We start from the raw sequence: 25,232 nt of genomic DNA, 5'->3' as shown, positions 1-25,232 counted from the left end.
GAACATACGTGTAGAGTCAATCCGTTCAGTGCCCCCACCCATACCGTGCGTGCTGCCCTCAACCCGACTTTCTTGCAACTTGAGGAGGCGCGTTGATCTCGGCGTACACTTGGTACCGCCGTGTCCGACCTCCGCCACACGCTGCTCTTCGTCGATGACGAGGCCGACGTCCTGGACATCCTCAGTCGGATGTTCCAGCGGCGCTATCGCGTCCTCACCGCCCCCAACGGCCGGGCAGCCCTGGAAATCCTGCGGACCGAGGCCGTGGACGTCCTCGTCACCGACCAACGCATGCCAGAGATGACGGGCATCGACCTCGTCACCGCCGCCCGGGCGGAAGGCATCGATGTCACGACGCTGCTCCTGACGGCCTACACGGACCCTCAGGACATCATCGCGGCCATCAACCAGGGGCAGGTCTACCGCTACGTCACCAAGCCCTGGGACGTGAACGACCTGCTCATCACCGTGAAGAACGCGGTGGAGTTCGCGCAGCTGCGCAAGGACAAGGAGAAGCTCATCCGCCAGCTGCACCAGCGGGTGGAGGCCCTCTTCGTCCTCTACGAGGTCAGCCGCGCCAGCGCCAACGACCCCGCCAGCTACGACGCCATCATCGACCGCGTGCTCACCGCCGTGGCCCGCGTGCTGCCGTACGACTGCGGCGCGGCCCTCATCGCGCCGGACGGCCAGCGCGGCGCCACGCTGCGCCTGCGGTGCGTGGGCAACGTGGGCGAGCAGGCGCTCCTGGGCGTCAAGGAGTCCATGCTCGGCGCGTACCGCAAGAGCAGCGGGCTGGCCCTGCCGGAGGACCGCGTCATCACCCGCGTCACCGGCACCACCACCCAGGACGCCGCGTCGCCCGTCGTCTACCCCAACCAGCTCACGGTGAACCTCACCGCCGCGGGCCGGCCCGTGGGCATGCTGTCGCTGTTCTCCCACCGCGCGGACGCGTTCACCGAGGACGACGGGCTGCTCCTGGACGTGCTCGCCAACCAGACGGCGGACGCCATCCAGTCGCTGCGCTCGGCGGAGGAGGAGGCCCGCCACCGCATGGAGCGCATGGTCGCGTCCATGGCGGACGGCGTGGTGCTCACCGACGAGAAGAACGACATCGTCGTGATGAACCCCGCGGCCCGCCGCATCCTGCGCACGGTGGAGGAGGGCGGGCAGGTGCCCTCCAACCGCCTGCTGGAGGAGCGCCTGGGCTTCCAGCCGTTCCAGCTGGTGCGCAACCTGGAGTACAGCGGCCACCAGGTGCTGCGCGAGGACGTGAAGCTCTTCGAGCGCACCGTGCAGACCACCGTGACGCCCGTCAACGACGCGCGCGGCACCCTGCGCGGCGTGTGCGTGGTGCTGCGCGACATCACCGACCAGAAGCGCCTGGAGGAGCGCAAGGACGCGTTCGTCTCCATGGTGAGCCACGAGCTGCGCACGCCGCTCACCTCCATCACCGGCGCGCTGGACCTGGTGCTCAACCGGATGGCGGGGGACATCAACGAACGGCAGCACCGCTACCTGTCGCTCGCCAAGGACTCCGCGGAGAAGCTCAACAGCATCGTGGATGACCTGCTGGACCTGTCGAAGTTCGCGCAGGGCCGGCTGCGGATGAGCTTCGAGCGCATCTACCTGGAGGAGCTGGTCCAGCGCGTGGTGGAGAAGTACGGGCCCGCCTTCGCGGAGAAGCGCGTGCGCGTGCTGCCCCAGCTGCCGCAGCACCCGCTGCGCGCCATGGTGGACCCCAACCGCGTGAACCAGGTGCTCAACAACCTGCTCAACAACGCGGTGAAGTTCACCCCGGAGGGCGGCGAGGTGCGCGTGGAGCTGCGCGCCACCTCCAGCCTGCCCGGCTACGTGGTGCTCTCCTGCTGGAACAGCGGCGACCCCATCGCCGAGGACAGCCTGGAGCGCATCTTCGACCGCTTCGAGCAGGCGCGCACCCAGGCCAACCGCACCGTGCGCGGCACCGGCCTGGGCCTGGCCATCTGCCGCAACATCGTGGAGGCCCACGGCGGCCGCATCTGGTCCGAGCCTTCTCATGACGGCGTGCGCTTCATCGCCGTGCTGCCCACCGAACCGCCCCAGGACGTGCTGTCGCAGGCGGGCGTGGACACGCTGCCCGCGCCGCAGCCGGTGCGCTCGGACTCGCGCGGCAAGGTGCTCATCATCGAAGGCGAGCCCGAGGTGGGCCACATCATGAAGGCCCTGCTCGGCGCGCGAGGCTACCGCGTGCGCCTGGCCGGGTCCGCGGAGGAGGGCCTGAGCGCCGCCCGGAACATGCACCCGGACGTGCTGCTCGTGTCGGTGCGGCTGCCGGACGTGGACGGCCTGCGGCTGGCTGAGATCCTCCGGCATGATCCGGAGACGCGCCGCGCGCCCCTGCTGCTCACCTCCGCGTTCGACGAGCGCCAGCGCGCCTTCCGCGCGGGCGCGGATGCGTTCCTCGTGCGCCCCCTGGCTGGCGACAAGCTGATGGCCACGGTGGACTCGCTGTCTCGAGGCCGGGGCGGCGGCCAGCACGGGCGCGTGCTGGTGGTGGACGACGACGCGAAGATCGCCTTCATCTGCCGCGAGGTGCTGGAGGGGCTGGGCTTCGAGGTGGGCGTCGCGCACAGCGTGGAGGAGGGCCGGCGCTCCCTGCGCGAGCGCAGGCCGGACGCGGTGCTCCTGGACGTCACGCTGCCGGACGGCGACGGGTTCGCGTTCCTGGAGGAGATCAAGGCCGAGCGCGCCAGCGGCCACATCTCCGTCATCTTCATCTCCGCGCGCACGGAGACGTCCTCCAAGGTGCGCGCGCTGAAGCTGGGCGGCGACGACTACATCACCAAGCCCTTCGACGCGCTGGAGCTGGGGGCGCGCGTGGAGAGCATGCTGCGGCGCAAGGAGCAGGAGCTGTCCTCGTCGCCCACGACGCAGCTGCCCGGCTCCACCGCCATCGAGCGCGAGGTGCAGCGGCGGCTGACCGCGCGCCAGCCGTTCGCGTTCTGCTACCTGGACCTGGACAACCTCAAGGCCTACAACGACTACTACGGCTTCGCGAAGGCGGACGGCGTGGTGCGCCAGACGGGGGACCTGATGCGGGAGATCTTCCAGCAGGAGGGCGCCACCGGAGACTTCCTGGGCCACGTGGCGGGCGACGACTTCGTCTTCATCACGTCCGTGGAGTCGGTGGACCGGGTGTGTCAGCGGGCCATCGAGGCGTTCGACCGCATCATCCCGCTCTACTACGACCGGCAGGACCGGGAGCGCGGCCACATCGAGGCGGAGGATCGCTTCGGGGAGAAGCGCCACTTCCCCATCATGAGCGTGTCCGTGGTGGCGGTGATGACGGACGGCGTCGCGCATGACCACGCGGAGCTCGCGCGCCGCGCCGCGGACATGAAGAAGCGGGCGAAGGCCATCCCGGGCTCCGTCTTCCTGCGCAGCGACCTGGAGCGCGTGGTCCGCTCCGTCACCGGATGAGGCTCTACCAGCAGCTCATCCTCTTCATGCTGGCCACGACGGTGCTGCCCCTGGCCGTCGTGGGCTTCCTCCTGCTGTCGCGCGCGGAGACGGCCGTCGCCGACCACATCGACGCGCAGCAGCGCGCGCTGGCCACCGCCACCGCCGAGGCCGTGGAGGCGAGCCTGATGGAGGTCGTCAACGGCCTGGCCCGGTCCGCGGAGCTGCTGCCCTGGGAGCACGCCACGCCCGACGAGGTGCGCGGCATGCTCCTGCTCCTGTACGGCCAGTCCACCACGGTGAGCGCCGTCATCCAGACGGACGCCGAGGGACAGCCCCTGGGGCCGGCCGTGTACCGCGCGGAGCCGGCCCAGGGCCATCCGGGCTTCGACTCCGCGGAGCTGGAGCGGCTGGCGCACGCGGTGCCGGTGGCGTCGCTCCAGGGCGGCAAGGGTCAGGCGGCGCTGGGCGGTGCGTATCCGCACGGAGGCAGCGGCGCCGCCGCCGTCGCGGTCGCGGTGAAGCTGGGAGCAGGGGCCGAAGCGCCCTTCGCGGTCGCGGAGATCGTCTTCACCCAGTTGGAGGCGCTGCTCTTGCGGCGCGCGGGGGAGGGGCTGGCGCGGCTGGACGTGGTGGACAGCGAGGGGCGCGTGCTGGCCAGCTCCCTGCCGACCCGGCGCATGGTGGCGCTGGAGCCGGAGCTTCGCGAGGCGCTGAAGTCCGTCCAGGGGTCGGACACCGCGAAGAGCTTCCGGTTGAAGGATCCCGCGCGCCGGGTGAGCGTGGCCCGGGTGGAGGCCCTGGAGATGGGCGTCGTCCTGACGGTGGACGAGGCCCTGGCGCTGATGCCGGTGCGGGAGCTGCGCACCACGGTGCTCGCGTCCGTGGCCAGCGCGCTGGCGGTGCTGCTGGCGTTGGGCACGCTGTTCACCCGCCGGCTCGACCGCCGGCTCGGGGAGGTGGTGGAGGGCGCGGAGGCCTATGGCCGCGGGGAGCTGGAGCGGCGCCTGCGCGTGGAGGGCCAGGACGAGCTGAGCGAGCTTGCGTCCACCTTCAACCGCATGGGCGCGGAGCTGGAGGCTTCACGCGCGCGGCTGATGAGCTGGAACGACGACCTGCGCGTCCGGGTGGAGGAGGCCACGGCGGAGCTGCGCGCCGCGCAGGCGCAGTTGGTGGAGGCGCAGAAGCTGGCGGCGGTGGGCCAGCTGGGCGCGGGCGTGGCGCACGAGATCAACAACCCGCTGGCTGGCATCCTCGGCAACGTGCAGCTGCTGTTGCTGGACCGGGGCGGCGACGACGCGGACATCGAGACGCTGCGGAAGATCGAGCAGAGCGCCAAGCGCTGCAAGGACATCACCCAGAACCTGCTGCGCTTCTCCCAACAGCGCGAGCGCCCGGACCTGCGGCCCGTGGACCTCAACGCGGTGGTGCGTGACGCGCTGAGCCTCACGGAGAACCAGACGCGTGGGGAGGGCATCGACCTGGTGACGGAGCTGAGCGGGGAGCTGCCTCGCGTGAAGGCGGACCCCGGGCACCTGTCGCAGGTGTTGCTGGCGCTGCTGTCCAACGCGCGCACCGCGATGCTGAAGTCGCAGGTGAAGCGGCTGACCCTGCGGACCGGCGAGCGGGACGGGATGTGCACCCTGGAGGTGGAGGACACGGGCAAGGGCATCGCGGAGAACATCCGGCCGCGCATCTTCGAGCCCTTCTTCACGACCAAGGACGTCTGGTCCAATGTGGGCCTGGGCCTGAGTGTCGCGTGGCGAATCATCACGGAGGCCGGGGGGACGCTGGAGGTCCGCTCGGAAGCAGGGCAGGGGGCTCGGTTCACCATCGTGCTGCCCCGGGCATGAAGCCCACCGCGTGTGCTAGCTAAGGCCTTCGCATGGCCGCTCCTTCTTCCCGCAGACGACCGGTGCCGTTCCTCGTCGGGCTCGTGCTCATCCTGGCCGCGCTGCCGGTGGGCTGGTTCGTCTTCCTGCGGGAGCCGCCCGTCCCCACGCCCCCGTCCACACCCCCGCCCGTCGTCGTCGCGCCGGTGGAGCCCGCGAAGGCGGTGGAGCTGGTCCTGAGTGACTTCGACGGCACCGTGGACGTGCGGCACGGTGACGGGGCCTGGGGGCCCGCGACCCGCAACATGCCGCTGCGCCCCACGGACGTGGTTCGCACGGGGGACAACTCCTTCGCGGTGCTGGTGAACGGGGACCTCGCGGAGGTGCGCCTGGAGGATGGCACCGAGGTGTCCGTGGCGGCGCTGACGGACTCGCTGTCGCGGTTCTTCCTCAACAACGGCGAGGCCACCGCCACCGTGCGGGGCCGCGCCAACAAGCGCCATACCTTCGAGCTGAAGGCGAAGGGCGGCGACGCGGAGGCCAGCACCACCGGAGGCACGTTCACCATGACCAACAACGGCGCGGGCACCGTGAGCGTGGGCACGCGCGCGGGTGACGTGAAGCTCACGGGCAAGGAGGGGAAGTTCGTCATCGTCCGCGCGGGCCAGCGGTCCACCATCCTTCCCGGTCAGGCGCCCAGCGAGCCCGCGGCCATCCCCAGCACCGTCTTCCTGAAGATGGCCTGGCCCGACGACAAGGCGCTGCGCAAGCGCACCGTCACCGTCACCGGCGACACGGATCCGGGCAGCCGGGTGGTCGTGGACGGCGTCCTGGTGCCGACGGACAAGGACGGCCATTTCGAGCGCGAGGTGGCCCTCAAGGAGGGCCGAAACACCGTGAAGGTGGTCGCCCGCGGCGTGGGCGGCGTGCGTCAAGAGGATCAACGCGACGTGCTGGTGGACACGAAGGCGCCCAGGATGCAGGTCAAGACCGAGGACCTCTGGAAGCGGGCCGGCGACGCCCCTCCGTGAGCCGCGGGAGGTCCTGCGGGGGCGGTTCCACCTGGAGGGTCGGGCCCGCCGCCGGGGAGGACGCCCGGGCCGAGGGGCTGGGGGATCCGCGCGCGGGTGGCAGCAAAGTGGTGCAGTCCCCGCGGAGGGCCTTGTAGAGTCGGGTGGCCCTGGAACGTCTTCTGATCACCGCGCTGGTGTTGGTTTGTGCCCCGGTCTGGGCGGCTTCCCTGGAGCTGCTCGGCCCGGATGTGCCCGTGCCGCCGGAAGGCTTCACGGTGGCGGTGGTGCGCCGCGATGCCCAGGGGCGGCCGGTGCCGTTCACGCTGTCCACGGTGACGGCGGACGGCGCACAGGTGAGGCCCGGCCCGACGGCGGCGCCGCTGTGCACCTACGTGGTGGTGCCCCTGCCCCAGGCGCGTGAGGTGGTGGTGCACGCGAAGGGGGAAGGGGAGGAGGCCCAGGCGCGCTACGACGTGGGGCCGCCCGCGAGCCGCATGGAGCTGTCGCTGGAGCCCGCCCTCCCGGTGAAGGGGCGCGACACGGAGGCGACGCTCACCGTGAGGCGGCTGCGTCCGGACGGCACGCCGGATGACAGCGGCGCGCCCCCGGTGCTGCGCGCGAGCACGGGGCAGGTGGAGGGGCTCACGCACTCGGGCCCCGGGACCTACGTGGCCCGCTACGTGCTCCCCAAGACGCGCCTGCCCGAGGCGGCCATCCTGGTGGCGCTGTCCGCGTGGCCGCATCCGCAGTCGGTCCATGGCGCCTACGGGCGGCTGCTGGTGCCGCTGGCGGCTTCGGTGGACCTGCCGGGCAAGAGCGAGCCTGGGGCGCAGGTGTCCCTGGAGGTCGCGGGCAAGCGCTTCGGGCCCGTGCAGGTGGGCACCGATGGGCGCTTCGTGCTGCCGCTGGTCGTGCCTCCTGGCTACCCGATGGCCCGGGGCGTGGTGGAGGATCGCGCGGGCAACGAGGAGCGGATCGCCATCGATCTCCAGCTGCCACCCACGGACGGTCTGGCGTGCGTGCTCAACCCTCAGCGGCTGCCCGCGGACGGCGTGTCCCAGGCCCGGCTGTTGTGCGCCACCAGCGACGCGAAGGGCCTCCCGGTGGGCGATGCCCGCGTCACCGTGAAGGCGAAGTACGGCCGGCTGGAAGGGCCCCTGCGCGATCCGAACGGCATGCTGGAGTGGCGTTACACGGCGCCGCGCACGCTGGCGGCGGATGAGCGGATCGACGCGGCGTGGCCTCAGCGCGGCCCCGGATCGCGCGAGTCGCTGCCCATGCAGCTGGTGCAGGGCGCCGTGCGCGACGTGGCGGTGTCGCTGCCAGAGCCGCTGATCCACGAGGGCACGACGGGCGAGGTGGTGGTGGTGGCGCGCGACGCGGCGGGCCAGCCTCGCCCCGACGCGAAGGTGGAGATCGCCTCTTCCGTGGGAACGCCGGGCCAGGCGGTGGAGGCTCCGCTGGGGACCTTCACCTTGCCCTGGCGGGCGCCGACAGGGACCGGGGCTTCCAGCGCGGAGCTGACGGTGCGTGCGTTCGGGCCGCTGGGGACGGAGCCCGCGCGGCTCGCGGTGTGGCGGCTGGAGGGGGGGCTCGTGGCGGGGGTGGTGGATCTGGCGGGCTGGCCCGTGCCGCGGCAGCCGCTTCGCGTGGGCGCGGTGGAGAAGGTGACGGGGGAGGATGGCACGCTGCGGTTGGGCGCGTTGGATCAGGGCGCGGGGTCGACCGACGGGCTGCGCGTGTCGCATGCCGTGTGGCCGGGGCTCTCCGTCACGGTGCACGTCCTGGCCCCCGGGGGGCCCGTGTTCCCGGAGTCCGAGCCGCTGGTGCCCGCGCCCGTCGTGCGGAAGGTGGAGCTGGGGCCGCCGCTCCCGGTCAACGTGCGGGTGCACGTGGAGGGCGCGCGGGTGACGTGCTGGGTGGAGGACTCGCTCGGCCACGTCCTGGTGGATCGGCCGGTGCACGTCGCGCTGTCCGGGGGCGAGCGGAGCGAGGAGTCGGTGCGGGACGGGCGCACGCGCTTCACGGTGCGGGGCGCGAGTGGCCCCGTGAGCGTCTCCGTGGCGGATGTGCGCACGGGCGTGACCGCGATTGAAGAGGTGCGGCCTTGAAGTGCCCGTGTCCCGCGCACGCCGCGACGACCGCGCCCGAGTGGGGCGGGGATGCGCGTTCGTGTCTCGCGAGATGGCGCGAGGCGGAAGTGCCCGGACGGGCTGGGCGCGGGCTTTCGAGCCTGATGCGCCACGTCGTCCTCGTGGGTGCGCCCGGACGGGCTGGGCGCGGGCTTTCGAGCCTGATGCGCCACGTCGTCCTCGTGGATGCGCCCGGACGGGCTGGGCGCGGGCTGTCGAGCCTGACGCGCCACGTCGTCCTCGTGGATGCGCCCGGACGGGTTGGGCGCGGGCTTTCGAGCCTGATGCGCCACGTCGTCCTCGTGGGTGCGCCCGGACGGGCTGGGCGCGGGCTGTCGAGCCTGGTGAGCCTCGTCGTCCTCGTGCTGCTGCTCGCGCCGGTGGCCTCCGCGCAGACGCTGGCGTCGGAGCCTCCGACGCAGGCCTCGACCATCGCGGGCCGGGTCTGCGTGGACGTGAATGGCGACGGGCTCTGCGCTCTCGACGAGCCCGGACTCGCGGAGGTGCGGCTGGTGCTGGCCACCGGCCGCGAGGTGCGCACCGACGCCGCCGGCCGCTACCACCTCACCGGCGTGGACTCCCGCGTGCCGGACCTGACCGACGGCCCGCACCTGCGTCCCGGACGTCACCAGCTGAAGGTCGACGTGCGCAGTCTGCCGCCGGCCAGTCAGGTCATCCCCAGGACCGCGACCGTGGAGGTGCCCTGGGGCGCCGCCGTCCTCCAGGACTTCGCCGTGCGTACCCCTCCCGAGCGCCCGCCCGTGCCGCTCGCCACCGCGCCCAGCCGCCCCCCCGAGGCGCGCGTCGCCCCAGGTGGACTTCGCTTCCTCATCAGCGGTCAGGCCTCCGCCGGAGATCGGATCCGCGCGGGCGACGTGGAGGCGACCGTGGACGCCTCCGGTGCATGGCAGGCGAGGGTGCCGCTCACGCCGGGTGCGAACGTCATCACCCTCACCACCACCTCCGCGGACGGAGCGGTGGACTTCCTCCAGCAGCGCTTCGACGTGGTGCGACGCGGCGCGCGCGGCTGGCTCGTCATCCCGGGCAAGGTGTCCCGCCTGGGCACCGTGCGCGGGCTCTCCGCGGAGGGCCCTCTGCCCACCGGGGACACGTCCCTGCGCATCGAGGCGGCCCCCGGCACGAGCGTGACGTCACCTGACGAGACGTCCTTCGTGGGCCCGGACGGCCAGGCGCGCCTGCCCGTGCGGCTCGGGCCAGGACGCAACGACATCCCCCTCACCCTGAGCCCTCCGGACGGGACCTCGGGCTCCGCGACGGTGTCCGTCGAAGCGCGCGCCCAGCCCTTTGCCGTGGGTCTGCTCGACGTGGAAGCCAGCATCGCGCCAGCGGGCGGCGGCTTCCGTCTCCGGGGCCGGGGCGCGGTCCATGGCGAAGCGCAGGTGGGGCCGGTGCAGGTGGTGGGTGAGCTGGAGCTGAGCGACATCGACGTGCGCCAGCTGCATGACGCGCCCCTCGTGGACTGGCTGCGTCCTCGCCTGCCGGAGCGCTTCGACCGCTGGCCGGATCCCGACCTCGTTCCGGCGCAGTGGGGCGATGACTCGGTGTCCCTCACCCCCAACCCCTCGGAGGGGCGCCTGCGCCTGGAAGCCCGCCATGAGCAGTACGGCCGCGCGGGCTTCGGCACGTACCGCGCGCTCCTCCAGGACCGCGAAGTGGGCCGCTACCACCGCCCCCTCTTCGGCCCCTACGCGGAGCTGCGCGAACAACTGGGCGAGGTGTGCGTGGGCCTGAACATGTTCGCGGGGGGACTGGTCGACCCGACGCGCGGACTGGCCGCGGTGCCCGCGCATGAGGAGCTGCGGGCCACCGGGGGCAGCCTCTACTACCTCGGGGGCGGCGCCGTGGCGGAGGGGTCGGAGCTGATCCGCGTGGAGGTGCGCGACGGCGTCACCGGCCTGCCACTGGGCGAGCAGCACCTAATGCGGGGACGCGACTACGACATCGACTACCTCGCGGGGCGCATCCTGCTCGCGCGCCCCCTGTCGTTCCTCGCCGGGGCTTCGCTGCTGCGCACGGACGCGCTCACCCAGTGGCCCGAACCGGTGCTCGTCGTGGACTACGCCGTGCTGCGAACAGGCGACCCGCGCGACTCGGTGGGGGGCGAGGCCTGGGCGCGCTGGCGCGGCTCCACCGTGGGCCTGGCCGCGGTGCGCGAGCGCCGGATGGGTGCGCCCTTCCAGCTGCTGTCCGGACGCGGCCAGACGTCGCTGTGGGGCTATTCCCTCATCGCCGAGGCCGCCTCCAGCCGGGGCCTCGCGGTGGAGTCCAGCGTGTTGGGCGTCTCCGACGACGGAGGCCTGTCCTTCCTCCGCCCCGTGGGCACCCAGGATGACCATGGCGGCGCGGTGGGCCTGCGCGTGAGCGGGTCGGATCCCCTGGGCCAGGGAGGCTCCCTGGATGCCGCGTGGCGCGAGCGCTCCAAGGGCTTCTCGGATGGCGCTCACCTGGATGCCGCCCGCTTCCGGCAGCTGTCACTGCGGGTGGTGCAGCCCCTGGGGCCGGTGTCGCTCACGCTCCTGGGCGATGATCGCCGCTCCGCGGATCCACGCCTGCCCTTCGAAGACACGCCCTTCGCGGCCCGCACGCTGGGGGCCGCGGTGGGCTACGAGTTCCGCCCCTTGGGCGTGAGCGTGGAGGTGCGCGACAGTTGGCTGCGCGCCGCGGAGGTGGCCGGCGTGGGAGAGGCGCTCGAGGGCGGCCGGACGTCCCTGGGCGTGGCGGGCTCCTACGCTGTGTCTCGTGGCATCACCGTGACCGTGGGCCACCGGCAGCGGGTGAACGAGCGGGGCGCGGGCCCGGGCCGGATGGATGACACCTTCACCTCCGCGGGCGTGGACGTGATGCTGGACGAGGACGCCAGCGTGGGCGTCAAGGGCGGCTGGGGCCCTCAGCTGGGCCCACAAGCGTGGCTGGACGCGCGGGTGCGGCGCGGACTGGAGACGTACTACGGCGGCTACTCCGTGGACGTGGACGGGCCGGACTTCGGCGCGGCCCGCGCGGTGACGGGCGCGCGCACGGAGGTGGGGGATGGCACCACGCTGTTCGTGGAGGACGTGAGCGCGCACGACGCCACGGCCCTGCGGCTGGCCCGCGCGGTGGGGTTCCAGTGGGCGGCGGGCCAGAGCGGCTTCAGCGCGGGCGCCCGCTACGAGCGCGGCGTGCGCCAGCCGCTGGACATCAAGAGCGACCTGCGGCGCGACGTGGCCAGTGTGTCCGCGCAGTGGCTGCGGGAGCGCTTCCGGGCGGACGTGCGCGCTGAACTTCGTCACGAGGAGGGCACCCCCGCGCGAGGCGCCCCGGGCCCGGTGGACCGCACCCAGGTGGTGCTGGCGCTGGCCGCCGAGGCGCAGCTCCTGAAGGACGTGACGGCCTCCGGACGGCTGGACTTCGCGCACACCGCGGGCCGGGATGGCCTGGAGGCGCGGTTCGCGGAGGGGTTCGCGGCGCTCGTCTGGCGGCCCGGGCCCTGGCTGGTGGTGGCTCGCTACGGCCTCACGCGCGAGCTGTCCCCCGGGGCGCGTTCCGTCTTCGGGGACCGGGTGCTCCAGACGCTGTCGTTGATGCCGGCGGTGCGGCTGGGGAACCGGCTCTCCGTCGCGTCGGGCCTGCACGTCGGGCGCTCCAGCCTGGGGGACTCCGCGCGGTGGGTGTGGACGGGCACGCTGCGTCCGTCGGTGCGGGTGCTGGGGGGATTGGAGGTCGCGGTGGAGGGCGTGAGGCGCACCTCGGCCGCGGACGGGCAGGGGCTGAGCGCGCTCCGTCCGGAGGTGGCGTACCGGCTCGACGAGCGCCTGCGGATTGCCCTGGGGTACACGGTCCTGGGCTTCAGCGGTTTGGGTCTGGGAGCCGAATCGGAGGATGCTCCGGACCGCCTCTACCTGCGGGCGGAAGTGGCCTGGTAGGCGCCGGGCAAAGGGACGTCGAACGTGCGAGTCTGGCGGATCATCCTGGGACTGGCGCTGTGCGCGGGCGTGGCGCGCGCGGAGTGGACGAACGTCCAGACCCAGACGGGCGTCCCGAAGGACGTGGCCGTCTTCGGGCCCGGCTTCTTCGCGGTGGCCACCAGCACGCAGCTCTACGTCTCCCGCGACGGCGGCGTGACGACCCTGAATGAGGGCATGGCCGGCAGCTTCCTGCGCGGCCCCAACTGCGTGGTGGGCATCCGCACCGATGGGACGCTCAAGAGCGTGGGCGCCTGCTCCCCGGCCGACGACGGCCGGCACCTGTTTCCGGACGTGGGGAACGACTACGTGGTGCGCGCCGTGCGCGTCACGGCGGATGGTGGCGTGGGCTACGCCTCCGCGTCCGTGCTTCCGCTGATGAACTCGGAGTTCCGAACGTCGCTCCTCCCGCCGGATGGGACGGCGGATTGGGGCGCCCTCGACATGCCGCTGGCGGGCGTCGCCACCGAGTCGCGGCTCGCGGTGCTCCCCCCCCAGTCGGATGGTGTGCCCCACGCCCTGTTCTCCGTGTCGTCGGAGAAGGCCACCTTCGTCTGGTACCGGGGCACTTCCAGCACCCCCTACCCCGCGACGGGCATCACCCCGCCGCTCTCCGCCCGCAGCGTGGCGCTGGTGCCCGGCGTGGATCCGGCGCAGCCGGTCGCCTACTTCGGCAACGACGGGGGCTTGTTCCGGGGCACGCTGGGAGGTTCCCCCGCGCCCTTCGAGCCCATTCCGGTGGGCGCCGGTTCGGTCGACGCGCTCGCCTTCGACGTGGCCAGCGGCTCGGATGCGGGCACGGGCTTCGGCCTGATGCTCGTCAAGCAGCCGGACGGCAAGGTCGCGGCGTTCAGCGCGGAGCCGGTGGAGCGGTCCGCGCTGCCGGGCAGCCTCTGGCGGCAGAACACGGACCTGCCCGTGGGCGTCACCCAGTCCGCGTTGCAGCTGGCGTGCGCGGATGCGTCCTACTGCGTCGCCATCCTCAATGGCCCCGCGCAGAACGTCCTCATCTACAAGAACCTGAACCGGCCGGACGTGAGCGCCCTGCCGGCGCGCATCCCCGTCGACGAAGGCACGACGCAGGTCGTGGACCTCAAGCTCCGGGACGCGGACGGGGATGCAGTGCGCGTGTCGGCCTCGGTCCGGGCCCAGGGCAGCCCGCTCAACGTCGTGCAGGCGCCGCTGGGTTCGCGCGAGGACAGCGGACTCAGGCTGACGCTCACGGCGCCCCCGGGCATCTGCACGACCCAGACGTCCTTCCTGGATCTGGTGGCCTCCGATGGACTCCGGACGCACGACACGGCGAAGACGGTGGAGCTGGAGATGCGGCACACCGTCGCGCCTTCACCCCCGCAGAAGGCCGCGGTGGGAGTGGTCGGCGGCGCCTTCTTCATGGGCGGTCCCACGGGCACCCTCACCCCGGTGCGAGGGGCCTCCGGGTGCGAGCCCGTCACGTACGCGTGGATGACGCCCAGCAAGGCCCCGGCGCTGGAGGTGGATGCCGCGGGCGTGGCCACGCTCACGCCGCCCTCCAGCCGGGCGGAGCGCTGCAAGCCGGGCCCCAACGTCTTCAACTACGAGGTCCGCGCGAACGACGGCGCGCTGACGTCCAGTCCCACGACGGTCCCGGTGGACCTCCACCCATGGGGGCCCCCGGACGCGCCGTTCACCAGCGGCTCGCGCCCGGTCTTCTCCGGGACGGCCCTGTCGCCCCAGGGGACCCATACGTGCGCGGGGGTCGCCGGGCTGCCGGCGGTGACGACGTGGTGGTCGGTCCTCGACAATCCGTCAGGCGTGGCGGTGGCGGCCCTGCTGGGCAATGATCGCAATCCGGTGGGAGCGTCGCCCGTCGAGGGCACCTCCGTGCTGCTCACCTCGGCGACGTGCGTGGACACGCTTCAGCTGCGGCTGCGCGCGTTCAACCGCATCACGGTGGATGGCTACGCCCTGGATGGGCCCTCGTCCGACCTCGACGTGTCGGTGGAGCCGCGCTGGGTGCCGCTGAGCATGGTGGTGCCCACGGTGGCGGTGGAGCGTCTCGAGGAGCGCAAGGTCCACGGCCGCGTGGCGACGCCCACCCTCAACTGCACGGGCATGCGCCCGCTCACCACGGTGGTGACGCTGGAGGACCCCGCCGACCCGGGCCGGGTGCTGGACTCGCGCACGTTCGTCGGGGCCGCGGGCGAGTTCGAGCTGGACCTCCCCGCGACCTGCGGCAGTGGCACCTACACCCTGCGGGCGCGCGTCCAGGAGGCGTCCGTGAGCGGGCCCGTGTTCGCCCCCGACGCGGTCCTGACCTTCGACCGGCCCGCGCGCCCCGTACAGCTGGGCGAGGTGAGCGGCGAGCTCGTCGCCGTCTGCGGCGAGGGCGCCCGGGGCACGCTGCGACAGACCCTGCCGGAGGGCTCGTGCTCCGTGGTGGACCTCGCCTGGGCCCACGCCGGGGGGCCGGAGCTGGCGCCGCCCCTGGCGAGCGGCGACTCGGTGGTGCTGGCCACGACGGACACCGAGCTGGAGACGCTGGTGGGCGAGTTCGTCACGCTGGACGTGACGGCGACGGCCACGGGGGCCTCCGGCGCGACGCGGGCGCACGCGGTGCGGATTGGCGCGCGGCCCTTCGTGGGAGTGGAGCGCCAGACCGAGACAGGGCCCGGCACCGACTCCGGTCAGGTGGGCGTCCGGGTGACGCTGCGCAATGACACCGCCTGTGGCGTGACGGCCGTGCGCCACGCGGAGGCCGTCACCGGCGCGCAGGTGGTGCCTGGGAGCGTCACGTTGAACGGCCATCCGGTGACGCCCACGGACGTGACGGACAGCGGCTTCGCGGTGGAGTCGGTGCCGCTGCCGGCGGGCGCGACCGCGACGCTCACGTACGTGGTGCGGCCGGCGCTCCTGAGCACGCCCGGATACCAGGGCGTCACGACGATGCGCGGGGTGGCCGTGTCGGAGGAGGAGGTGCCCCGGCCCTCCACGTCGGGCTGCGGGTGCTCCGGGGGCGGCTCGGGCGTGACGGCCTTCGGGCTGGGGGCGCTGGCATGGGCCGCGCGGCGGCGGCGCGGCGTCAGAGCCCGAAGCTGATGCGCTGGCGGCGGTTGGGCGTCTCCTGACGCTCCTCCAGCACGCCCGACAGCTCCAACCCGCGCAGGGTGGCCAGGGTCTCGCGCTCGGACATGTCGGTGAGGGCCAGCAGGTCCTCCACCGTCTTCGTTCCATCCGCGAACGCGAGCAGCAGCGCCTGCGGGCCCTCCAGCTTCAGCTCGTGCAGGCCGTACGGCGGATCCGCCGCGGGGAACAGGCGGCGCCCGGGCGCCATGCGCTGGCGCAGGGCCACCAGCGTCTCCGTGCGGGTGACGCCCTCCAGGATGAGGTCGCCGGGGAAGAGCGACAGCGGCACCAGGTCCGCGCGCTGCGGCCGCATGGGGCTGAAGCCGTAGCCTCCTTCCGTCCAGGCGAAGGTGGACCAGAGGATTTCCTTCACCTGATCCTCCAGCAGCCGGCGTCGCTGCTTGGGGCTCAGCAGGCCGCGCTTCAGCAGGGCGTCGCCGGTGCGCAGCGTGTGCTCGCGCGCGTAGCTGGTGGCCTCCGCCAGCTGGGCCTCCGTCAGCGCGCCCTTGCGCAGGCAGAAGCGGCCGAAGCGCTCCGGGGCCAGGTTGGAGGCGGCGTACACGACGCGCCCTGCCTCGAAGTAGACGACCTTGAGCACGGTGCCCTGGCGCAGCTTCAGCTCTCCGTGGTGGCGCGCCTCGTAGTAGGCGTTGAGCAGGCGCGGCACCGAGGTGTGCGCCAGGTCTCCGCTGAGCGACCATTCCGGCAGCTGGCGGCGGCGGCGCGCGGGGGCGGGAGCCGCCTCCGTCCACACGGCGGCGCGCTGGGCGAAGGGCAGGGGCAGGGCCTCGGAGACGTCCGGCTCCGCCTCCGCGTCGCCGGGGGGCGCGGGCTCGGTGGATTCGGAGGACGGGGCCTGCGCGGACGGCGCGGGCACCGGCTCAAGGTCCGCCGCATCCTCCTGGACCAGCTCTTCCAGGACGAGCAGGTCCACCTCGTCGAGCAGCTCCCCGTGCGTCACCGGCGGCACGCCCGCGGCCTCCTCCAGCGCCTCGAGCACGGCGTCCAGTTCGAAGGGCTTCTCGAAGAAGGCGAGGGCGCCGTGGACCTGCGTGGCCTCCTGCGCGAAGCGGTCTCCCTTGTAGACGCCGCTGACGGCGATGGCGGGGATGGCGTGGGCGCGCAGCGCGGCCAGCACCTCGCTGCCGCGGATGTCCGGCAGCAGCAGGTCCACGAGCGCGGCGTCGAAGCGGGTGACGGGCCCCAGGGCCTCCAGCGCCGCTTCGCCCGTGAACACGGTGAGCGCTTCATGGCCCCGGTTCTGCGCCACGGTGGCGATGAGGGAGGCCAGTTCCTGGTTGTCCTCGACGATGAGCAGTCGCGCCATGGGCGGGCAGACCCTACCATCAACGCCATGAAGGACGTTCAGGGCTTCCACCATGTGGCGATTCAAGCGAACGACGTGGAGCGGGTGACCACGTTCTATCGGGACCTGCTGGGCTTTCCTGAGCTCAAGCGCCACCTGCGCGAGGACGGCACCCTGCGGAGCATCTGGGTCGCCGTCCCCGGAGGGGCCTTCCTGGCCATTGAAGCGGTGGAGGGGTTGCCGGAGCCGGTGCCGTTCCGCCATCCGGCGCCGGGTCTGTTGATGTTGGTGTTCCGAATTCCGCGCGAGGCCCGAGGTGGGGTGGTGGAGACCTTGGCCCGTGCGGGGGTGCCGCTGGAGCATGAGACGCGCTGGACGCTCTACGTGCGCGACCCGGAGGGCAACCGGGTGGGCTTGAGCCATCACCCAGAGGACTAGAGGGGGCGAGCGGGCCTGGCCGGATGCTTGCGGAGGGTGAGGGGGCATGGCTACAAGCGGGCCCCATGCGCCTGGGTGAACTGCTCGTGAAGGACGGCCTGGTGTCGGCGGAGGCGCTGGAGGAGGCGCTGGAGTCGCAGGTCGTGCACGGCGGTCGGCTGGGAACGAACCTGGTGGAGCTGGGGCTGCTGTCCGAGCAGGACCTGGCGAAGGTGTTGGGCCGGCTCCACAACTGCGCCTACGCGTCCGGTGAGATGGTTCCCGACCCGAAGGCCGTGGCGCTGGTGAACCTGAGCGAGGCGGACGACAAGGAGTTCCTGCCAATGCGTTCGGACGCGACGCGGTTGAGCGTCGCGGTGGTGAACCCGCACGACTTCCCGACGTTGGACGCCATCGCGTTCAAGACGGGCAAGCGGGTGGTGCCGGTGGTCATCCCCGAGTTCCGGATGAACCAGCTGCTGCGGCGGTACGCGAAGGCGTTCCGGCAGCTGCGCGCCATCGACATGAACGCGGTCCAGGCGCGGCCGGCGAAGGGCGCGGCGGCGGAGCTGGCGAAGGCGCAGGAGCGGCCTCCCGACCTGATGAGCGAGGAGGAGTTCCAGTCCGTCTACGCGCAGGCGCTGCGCGGCGGTTCGGAGACCGACGCGGACGTGCTGGAGGGGGAGCTCATCATCACGGGCGAGGAGGTGCAGGAGGCGCCTGCCGCGCTGCCCGCTCATCCTGCGGCGCAGCCGCGTTCCGGAGCGCCCGCGCAGTCCCCCGTGGGCCAGAGACCCGTGTCACCGCGCGTGGACATCCCCGCGCATGTGGCTCCGCCCGTTCCGGTGCAGGGCATGCCCGCGCAGGCGGCCCGCGCCGCGGCTACGAGCACGGTGGGGCAGGGCGCCAGCGCGCCGGGAGTGCCCGCGCACGTGGCGGCTCAGGCGGGTGCGCCAGGAGCGCCTGCGCACGTCGCGGCTCAAGCCGGTGTGCTGGGTGGGGTCTCGCACGTGGCGGCTCAGGCGGGTGTGCCAGGAGCGCCTGCGCACGTCGCGGCTCAGGCGGGAGTGCCCGCGCATGTCGCGGCTCAGGCGGGTGCGCCGGGAGTGCCTGCGCACGTCGCGGATCAGGCGGGAGTGCCCGCGCATGTCGCGGCTCAGGCGGGTGCGCTGGGTGGGGCCTCGCACGCGGCAGCTCGGGCGGATGCTCCAGGCGTGCCCGCGCATGTCGCGGCTCAGGCAAGCGTGCCAGGCGTCCCCGTGCACATGGCGGCTCAGGCGGGTGTGCCGGGAGCGCCCGCGCAGGCGGGTGTGCCGGGAGCTCGTGCTCGCACGGCGCCCCAAGGCCGGGCGCTGGGTGGGTCCGCGCATGTGGCGCCTCCCGCGACCCCGCTCACGTTCCCGGAGGCCCAGGCGGAGCTGGCGCGCAGCTCGGACCGCGAGGACGTGGCTCGCACGGTGCTGCGCTTCGCGCTGGGCAAGTGGCGCCGGTGCCTGCTGTTGTCGGTGCAAGGCAACCTCGTGACGGGCTGGCACGGCATGGGGCAGGGCGTGAACGACGAAGGCGTCCGCCGCATTGGTGTCCCGCTGCGCGACCAGAGCACCTTCCGTCTCGTGCGCGATCTTCGCTCGCACTACGTGGGCCCGGTGAAGCGGGACGCGGCGATGGGCATGTTCTACCGGCTGCTGGGCGGTGGCTTCCCCACGACGGCGGTCATCCTCCCGCTGCTCGTGCGCGGCAAGGTCGTGCACCTGCTCTACGTGGACAACGGTCCCGACCAGCTCACCCCGCCGGACGTGGGCGAACTGCTCATCCTCTCGCAGGGCGTAGGCCGCTCGTACGAGGCGATGATGCGGCGGCGCAAGAGCGCCTAGCCTCGCGGCCCCGGCGGCGACCGCTCAGCCGTTCCCGGTGGGATGCGCCACCGGGAGGCCCAACGCGGGCATCGCGTCGGGACGGTCCCACAGGACGAAGTGGCTGCAGCCCTCCAGGGTCACCACCTCGACTCCAGGCCCGGCGAGCCGGGCGCTCGCGTGCATGGAGGACGACTCCAGCACCCGGTCCTTTCCTGGAACCAGCACCGTGCCGCGCCGCACGTTCTGGAACAGGGACGCATCCCGCCCCTGACTCCAGGCGTCGATGTCCAGCAGGTTGGCCATCAGGGTCGCCACCCGCTTCGGGTTGAAGGGGAAGGCCATGATGAGCTCGCGCTTGCGCGAATCCTCCAGCGGTCCCCACGCCCCCCGGTTGTGCCGTGCGATGGGCGCGAGCCGCCACAGGGGGATGAGGAAGGGCAACAGCCACACCTGCGGCCGCGTCAGGCTCCTGTAGGGGCGCCCCTGGGGCAGGACGGGCGCCTCCAGCACCACCTCCACCCGCTCGAACAACTCTGGCCGCTGCGTCGCGGCCTCCAGGACCACGGCGCCTCCTCGCGAATGCCCATGCACCCGCACGAGGTCCGTCCTCGGCAGGTGCTCCAGCGCCTGCACCAGCACGGCCGCGTCATGGGCGATGGTTCCCTCGGGCTCGGCCGGCACCTTCGCCCAGGGCGCGGGCTGCTCCCGAGGGCCGGTGATGGGCAGGTGGTAGTCACAGCTCGTCAGCAGGATGAGCTGGACGTCCGGCGCGCTGTAGTGGCGCGTGAAGTAACGCATGTCCGCCACGAAGCCGTGCATGGCGATGACCGTGGCGCGGGGCTGCTCACAGCGCCGCTCGGCGATGACCGCCTTGCCGACCCGGTGGATGTGTCCGTCGAAGGGCTCGGTCGTGCGGGGCGAGCCCTCGCGGTTCATCAACCACCACCGCAGGCCGGCCACGAGAGCGGCGGTGCCTGCGACGACTCCAAGGACCACGGACATGGGTTCACCTGCTGCGGAAGGGCGCCGGAGCCTCGCGGCGGACGGCTGGGTTCGACCCGCGCATCATAGGGCGCGCGAGGACGGTCGCGGAGCTTCAGCGCGGCGCTCCCTGGATGCCTGGCAGCCGCGAGAGCATCCGTGTCGATGAATCGCCGGGCTGCCACTTGGGTTGACACAAAACTTGGAGTCACTCCATATCCTTGGGTGGCTCACAAGAAAGAGCAGGGCCCCATGGTCTACGACGTGATCATCGCAGGTGCCGGCCCGGTCGGCCTGTTCCTCGCGTGCGAGCTGCGGCTCGCGAAGCTCTCCGTGCTGGTGCTGGAACAGGCGGAGGATCCGCACTCACCCCTGAAGCGGCTCCCGTTTGGAAGGAGAGGACTCTGGGGCCCCAGCGTCGACGCCTTCTACCGGCGCGGACTGCTGGAGCAGCTTGCGTCGAGACGTCGCGCCGATGAGAGGGCCCCGGGCCAGCCGGGACCTGGCTCCATGGCGTCCGGAGCGCAGCTCCGCGGGCCGGCCGGACACTTCGCGGGCATCGCGTTCGACTACGGCAACATCGACGCGTCGCGGTGGACGTACCGGCTCCCGAGCCCGGCGGACACCCAATTGGGGATCGAAACGGAGCACCTCGAGCGCGTCCTCGCGGCGCATGCACTCTCCGTCGGAGTGGAGCTCCAGCGCGGCCAGGGTGTCGAAGGCTTCGAGTCCTCGGACGATGAAGTCACCGTCCATGCTGGCGAGCAGCGCGTTCGCGCGCGGTGGCTCGTGGGTTGCGACGGCGGCCGCAGCACCGTCCGCAAGCAGGGTGGCTTCGAGTTCGTCGGGACCGAGCCTGAGTTCACGGGCTACTCGGTCCAGGTCGAACTCGCCGACCCCGAGATGCTCCGCCCGGGCCGTCATTACACGCCGACCGGGATGTACAACCAGGGGCAGCCAGGGGTGATCGCGATGGCCGACTTCGACGGCGGCGCGTTCCATCGCACCCAACCGGTCACGCTCGAGCACGTGCAAGCCGTCTTGCGGCGCGTGTCCTGCACGGACGTGACCGTCAAGGCGTTGCACGTCGCCACGACATGGACCGACCGCGCGTACCAGGCGACGACCTACCGCAAGGGACGGGTGCTGCTGGCGGGCGACGCCGCGCACATTCATTCACCACTCGGCGGACAAGGTTTGAACCTCGGACTTGGAGACGCGATGAACCTCGGGTGGAAGCTTGCCGCGACCATTCGAGGCGATGCCCCCGAGGGCTTGCTCGACAGCTACACCACGGAGCGGCATCCGGTCGGGGCGCGCATCCTCGATTGGTCGCGGGCCCAAGTGGCGCTGATGCGGCCCAGCCGACATTCCCGTGCGCTCGAAGCCATCCTGCGCGACCTGATCGACACGCGCGACGGCGCGACCTACTTCGCTGAACGCGTCTGGGGGGCGGCCCTGCGCTACGAGCTCGGCGATGAACACCCGCTGGTGGGCCGCAGCTGCCCGGACTTCGAGCTGGAGGATGGAACGAGGCTCGGCGCGCTGCTCCGAGATGGTCAGGGTCTGCTGTTGGACTTCGGCCGGCAGGCGTCGCTCCACGCGCTGGGGGGCCTTTGGGGCGACCAGGTCAGATACGTGGCCCAGGACGCCAAGGAGCGCCTTGGACTGAGTGCGCTGCTCGTGCGTCCGGATGGGTTCGTCGCGTGGGCAAGCGATGCGACTCCCAATCCCGAGGACGTCACGCGCGCCGCGGCGAGGTGGTTCGCGAGCCGCGCGCGCTGAGCACTTTCCTCGCCAGGGCGAGGTCTTGTCAGCGGCCCTTAGCGCGCCACTGCGGCCGGCGCCACGGACGTCTCGGGCACCACGAGCTTCCGCGCCTTCTGGAACAGCGGCACCGGCGGATCTTCCGCCACGTACACGCCCCAGTAGTATTCACCGGGGGCGAGCCCGGGCAGGACCACTTGCTGCGGGCTGCCCTCGCGCACGAGCACCGGGTGGCGCAGCTCGCGGTCGCGCGCGACGACCAGCCGGTAGCGCGGCGCTCCACCGGTGGACTGCCACGCGAAGACGATCTCCTCGGCGGCCGTCGCATCCGGCGTCTCGTAGCCGTCGCGAGGGGCGACGAGCATGGCGCGCGGTCGCTTGCGGTCCACGAAGATCCGGCGCGCGAAGCCAGACTCCCCCGGTTGTCCGGAGGCATCCACCGCGGCCACGCGCCAGGCGAACATGCCGGGCTCTGGCGGGATGAACATGAAGCCCGGTGCCTCCACTCGCATGTCGATGACGCGTCGGGTGAACCCCAGGTCGCGCGCCACCTGCACCTGGTAGCCCTTCGCGCCGTCCAGCGCCTTCCAGGTCAGCGGGATGCGCAGCTCCGGGCTCCACGCGATCCGCGCGTCCACTCCCGGTGAGAGGCTCGCGGGGAAGGGCGGGCCGTCGGGTTCGGAGTCCTCCAACCCCCGGCTCACGTCCAGCCAGCCGCCCGCGTCGAGCGTGCGGCGATTCCCGCCCTCCGACAGCACCAGCCGGCCTCGGGACACGCTCAGACGCATGCCACGCGGGGTGCGGGTGACGCGGAACTCCGTGGGCCCGGTGTGCGCCCCCGCCGTGAGCGTCACCTGCCGTCCGTCGTCCCCCCGAAGCACCAGCGGGCCGTTCCTCGGCGCATCCTCGGCGAGGACGCCCCGGGTGCTCCCCGATTCCAGCGTCACCACCGGGCCGCTCCCTTCCTCCGGGGCAGGGCGCTCCACCACCACCACGGTGAGCTCCTCCAGTTCGATGCGGCCGCCTCCCCGAAGTTCGATGCGCACGAAGGCCCCCGGCCCGGTGCGCACCCAGTCCCCGGCGCGGAAGGTGGCCCCCGCCTCGAACGGCTCCCAGTACGCGCTCGTCGTGCGCATCGTGTCCACGGGCCCCTGGGCCGCCGCGCAGGTGGCCACGATGGCGGCCAGCTCCCGCGATGCGGCCTCGGACACGCCCTCGCCCTCCGAGGTCCGGGTGCAACCCGCGACGATCAACAGCAGGACCAACCCCATGAAGGCCCCGCGAGGTCGCCGGGAGGCCTGGAGCGTCGCCTCGAGCCGGAGCCTCGCCATTCTCCACGGTCCGGCCCAAGGCCCCCCTCGCGCTCGGGGCCCCTTCTTCCGGGAGCAGCGCGGGCGCGTGATGCCCCGGACCGGAGCCATCCAGCGCCGCACGCGCTCGCTCATCGCCCCCTCCATCCGGAGGGCGCCCGGCGCACCTCGCCCTCCAGGAACCGGAGCCGCACCCGTGGCGCGCTCCGCTCGGGCGCGGCCTCGAGCGCGCCGCGCAGGTGCGCCATCGCCTCCGCCACGTCGCCCCGCTGCGTGGCCTCCGCCGCCAGCCGTTCAAAGGCATCCGCCAGCGCCGCCAGCCGCGTGCGTACGCGCGGGTCCTCGGGCCGGAGCGCCCGGGCCGCCTGCAACTGGGCCAGCGCCGTGTCCTCGCCCGAGCCCGACAGCTTCGCCACCGCGATGAGCTGATCCGCGCGCAGCAGATGCCCGGCCACCTCCCGCTCCCTCGCATGCAGCGGCCACAGCAGCGCCCCACCGGTCGCGAGGAGGAGGGTGAGCGCCAGCGCGCCCCAGCGCAGCGCGCGCACGTGACGCGAGGCCGCGAGCTTCACCGCCCCCGGAATCCGCTTCGCCGCGGCATCGAGCCACCGGTGGTAGCGCGGGAAGGCGTGAGGTCGGTCCTTGCCCCGCGCGATGCCGATCAGCGTCTCCGTCTCCCGCTGCGACCGGTCGAGCGCTTCGCCGAACAGCTCGCGCAGCGTCTGCTCCAGGTCGAAGGGGGGCAGGGTGCTGCGCACGCGCTCCAGCGCCTGCCGCAGCACCTTGGCGCTGGGCGCGCGGCCCGAGGGCTCCGGCGCGGTGGCCCACTGCACCAGTCGCTCCAGCTCCGGCGTCACCTGCGGATTGAAGTGGGACGGCTTCAGGACCCCCGCGGGCGCGGTCTCCTTTCCGGGAGGCCCCTCGGAGGCGCGGTGCAGGGTGAGCAGCTCGTGGAGCACCAGCCCCATGCCGTGGATGTCCCAGGCGGGCTCCGGGCGTCCCCCCGCCGCCTGTTCGGGCGCCATGTACGCGCGCTTCCCCACCACCAGCAGATCATTGCCGCTGGCGATGCTGGCCGACGCCACCCCCATGTCCACCAGCTTCACCTCGCCGTGCAGCCCGATGAGGAGGTTGCCCGGGCTGACGTCGCGGTGCACCAGGTGCAGCGGGCGCCCGTCCAGGTCGCGCTGCCCGTGCAGATACTCCAGCGCCTTGCCCAGCTCGATGGCGATGCTCACCGCGAGCGCCACGGGGGGCTGCCGCCCGCGGTCCTGGAGCCGCTGGAGGAGGTCCGCGCCGTTGCGGCCGTGCACGTACTCCATGGCCATGAACGGCCGGCCCGCGGCGCTCCCCACGTCGAACACCTGGATGACGTTGGGGTGTTGCAGCGTGGCGCTCAGGCGCGCCTCGGTGAGGAACAGCTCCGACAGGCGCGGGTGGCGCGCGTACTCCTGGAACACCAGCTTGAGCGCCACCAGCTTGTCCACGCCCTCGGCCATGGTGCGCCGCGCGAGGAGGACCTCCGCCATGCCGCCCGTCCCCAGGCGCTTGAGCAGCTGGTACGGGCCGAACGCGTCGAACGGCCTCAGGCCGCCCTGCCATGCCTCCGGGTCGCGCGCGTGCAACAGCTCCAGATGCGAGTAGTCGTTCAACGCCGACGTGGCGTCCGCCGTCGAACGGGGCCGGATGCCCACCGGCGTCGGCTCCTCGCGCCAGGGGCCCTCGCTCCCCGGGGCCACGGGCCCGGGTGGGTCGGTGGGCGGCGCCCCGGGCGGTGTGCTCGGCGGCGCGCCGCGAGGGCTCAGCGGAAGCGGGAGGCTGCCTTCGTCCAGCGCGACGAACTTGACGAAGTAGCCGCGCACCCAGCCGGACACGCCGTGCTCCATCACCCGGACGCGGCCGGAGACCGCGGGCCCGGCGCCCTGGAAGGCGACCTGGAGCGGGAACTCCGTTCCGATGGGCTGCGGCGCATCCTCGGGGACGAACAGCCCGTGCTCCGTCATGCTCTTCCACAGCCGCGCGCGCGACTCCGGTGCATCCGCGAACGGCAACCGGAACAGCCGGCCCTTCTTCCTTGGCAGCTTCACGCCGGTCTCCTCCCCCGTTGAATGGC

The 25,232-nt window shown here is 72.7% G+C and carries 13 protein-coding genes; 9 read left to right on the top strand and 4 right to left on the bottom strand.

Annotated features, from left to right (window positions below; genetic code table 11):
• The first annotated feature begins 120 nt into the window (after window positions 1-120).
• The 6 genes from GTY96_RS31300 to GTY96_RS31275 all read left to right on the top strand — a co-directional run bounded on the left by GTY96_RS31300 (window position 121) and on the right by GTY96_RS31275 (window position 15,455).
• Window positions 121-3,459, top strand: coding sequence for a response regulator (locus tag GTY96_RS31300; RefSeq protein ID WP_161666631.1), 3,339 nt, complete (start codon window positions 121-123; stop codon window positions 3,457-3,459).
• Window positions 3,456-5,291: a sensor histidine kinase gene (locus tag GTY96_RS38440; protein WP_143904866.1), complete on the top strand. Its 1,836-nt coding sequence runs from the start codon at window positions 3,456-3,458 to the stop codon at window positions 5,289-5,291. Before GTY96_RS31300 ends, GTY96_RS38440 begins: the two co-directional genes overlap by 4 nt.
• 32 nt (window positions 5,292-5,323) lie before the next feature.
• Window positions 5,324-6,301, top strand: a complete 978-nt coding sequence (locus GTY96_RS31290; RefSeq protein ID WP_143904867.1) for a FecR domain-containing protein — start codon at window positions 5,324-5,326, stop codon at window positions 6,299-6,301.
• Between the two features lie 143 nt (window positions 6,302-6,444).
• On the top strand, window positions 6,445-8,394 hold the full coding sequence (locus GTY96_RS31285; RefSeq protein WP_328701069.1) for a hypothetical protein: 1,950 nt from the start codon (window positions 6,445-6,447) through the stop codon (window positions 8,392-8,394).
• A gap of 305 nt (window positions 8,395-8,699) precedes the next feature.
• Window positions 8,700-12,338 carry a flagellar motor protein gene (locus tag GTY96_RS31280; RefSeq protein WP_407926990.1) on the top strand — a complete coding sequence of 1,213 codons (3,639 nt, stop codon included), beginning with the start codon at window positions 8,700-8,702 and terminating at the stop codon, window positions 12,336-12,338.
• Window positions 12,339-12,362: 24 nt separating this feature from the next.
• Complete coding sequence (locus tag GTY96_RS31275; protein ID WP_143904868.1) at window positions 12,363-15,455, top strand: hypothetical protein; 3,093 nt, start codon at window positions 12,363-12,365, stop codon at window positions 15,453-15,455.
• On the opposite strand, the gene GTY96_RS31270 is transcribed toward GTY96_RS31275, so the two are convergent.
• Window positions 15,439-16,809, bottom strand: a complete 1,371-nt coding sequence (locus GTY96_RS31270; RefSeq protein WP_161666630.1) for a response regulator — start codon at window positions 16,807-16,809, stop codon at window positions 15,439-15,441. The two genes, GTY96_RS31275 and GTY96_RS31270, sit on opposite strands and share 17 nt — an antisense overlap.
• A gap of 27 nt (window positions 16,810-16,836) precedes the next feature.
• On the opposite strand from GTY96_RS31270, the gene GTY96_RS31265 reads away from it, so the two are divergent.
• Together GTY96_RS31265 and GTY96_RS31260 are read left to right on the top strand one after the other, a co-directional pair.
• Window positions 16,837-17,226 (top strand): VOC family protein, encoded by a 390-nt coding sequence (locus tag GTY96_RS31265; protein WP_161666629.1) that lies wholly within the window; start codon window positions 16,837-16,839, stop codon window positions 17,224-17,226.
• Between the two features lie 65 nt (window positions 17,227-17,291).
• Window positions 17,292-19,079, top strand: a complete 1,788-nt coding sequence (locus tag GTY96_RS31260) for a GspE/PulE/PilB domain-containing protein (protein ID WP_161666628.1) — start codon at window positions 17,292-17,294, stop codon at window positions 19,077-19,079.
• 24 nt (window positions 19,080-19,103) lie between these two features.
• Here GTY96_RS31260 and GTY96_RS31255 read toward each other — a convergent pair whose 3' ends face one another.
• Entirely contained in the window at window positions 19,104-20,063 is a 960-nt protein-coding gene (locus GTY96_RS31255) for an alpha/beta fold hydrolase (RefSeq protein WP_161666627.1), read from the bottom strand.
• 231 nt (window positions 20,064-20,294) lie between these two features.
• On the opposite strand from GTY96_RS31255, the gene GTY96_RS31250 reads away from it, so the two are divergent.
• Window positions 20,295-21,827, top strand: a complete 1,533-nt coding sequence (locus tag GTY96_RS31250) for an FAD-dependent monooxygenase (protein WP_161666626.1) — start codon at window positions 20,295-20,297, stop codon at window positions 21,825-21,827.
• A 38-nt stretch (window positions 21,828-21,865) separates the two neighbouring features.
• Here GTY96_RS31250 and GTY96_RS31245 read toward each other — a convergent pair whose 3' ends face one another.
• Window positions 21,866-23,080, bottom strand: a complete 1,215-nt coding sequence (locus GTY96_RS31245; protein WP_161666625.1) for a FecR family protein — start codon at window positions 23,078-23,080, stop codon at window positions 21,866-21,868.
• A gap of 170 nt (window positions 23,081-23,250) precedes the next feature.
• Window positions 23,251-25,206: a serine/threonine protein kinase gene (locus GTY96_RS31240; protein WP_161666624.1), complete on the bottom strand. Its 1,956-nt coding sequence runs from the start codon at window positions 25,204-25,206 to the stop codon at window positions 23,251-23,253.
• Window positions 25,207-25,232: the final 26 nt, after the last annotated feature.

Source organism: Corallococcus silvisoli, assembly GCF_009909145.1.
GTDB lineage: Bacteria > Myxococcota > Myxococcia > Myxococcales > Myxococcaceae > Corallococcus > Corallococcus silvisoli.
The sequence above is the reverse complement of the archived record's forward strand: the minus strand, read 5'-3'. Positions and strand labels throughout refer to the sequence as shown.

Coding starts and splice junctions, on each gene's coding strand:
- GTY96_RS31280 (WP_407926990.1), top strand. CDS start 8,700: ATGCGCCACGTCGTCCTCGTGGGTGCGCCCGGACGGGCTGGGCGCGGG.
- GTY96_RS31260 (WP_161666628.1), top strand. CDS start 17,292: ATGCGCCTGGGTGAACTGCTCGTGAAGGACGGCCTGGTGTCGGCGGAG.
- GTY96_RS31290 (WP_143904867.1), top strand. CDS start 5,324: ATGGCCGCTCCTTCTTCCCGCAGACGACCGGTGCCGTTCCTCGTCGGG.
- GTY96_RS31265 (WP_161666629.1), top strand. CDS start 16,837: ATGAAGGACGTTCAGGGCTTCCACCATGTGGCGATTCAAGCGAACGAC.
- GTY96_RS31255 (WP_161666627.1), bottom strand. CDS start 20,063: ATGTCCGTGGTCCTTGGAGTCGTCGCAGGCACCGCCGCTCTCGTGGCC.
- GTY96_RS31245 (WP_161666625.1), bottom strand. CDS start 23,080: ATGGGGTTGGTCCTGCTGTTGATCGTCGCGGGTTGCACCCGGACCTCG.
- GTY96_RS31250 (WP_161666626.1), top strand. CDS start 20,295: ATGGTCTACGACGTGATCATCGCAGGTGCCGGCCCGGTCGGCCTGTTC.
- GTY96_RS31270 (WP_161666630.1), bottom strand. CDS start 16,809: ATGGCGCGACTGCTCATCGTCGAGGACAACCAGGAACTGGCCTCCCTC.
- GTY96_RS38440 (WP_143904866.1), top strand. CDS start 3,456: ATGAGGCTCTACCAGCAGCTCATCCTCTTCATGCTGGCCACGACGGTG.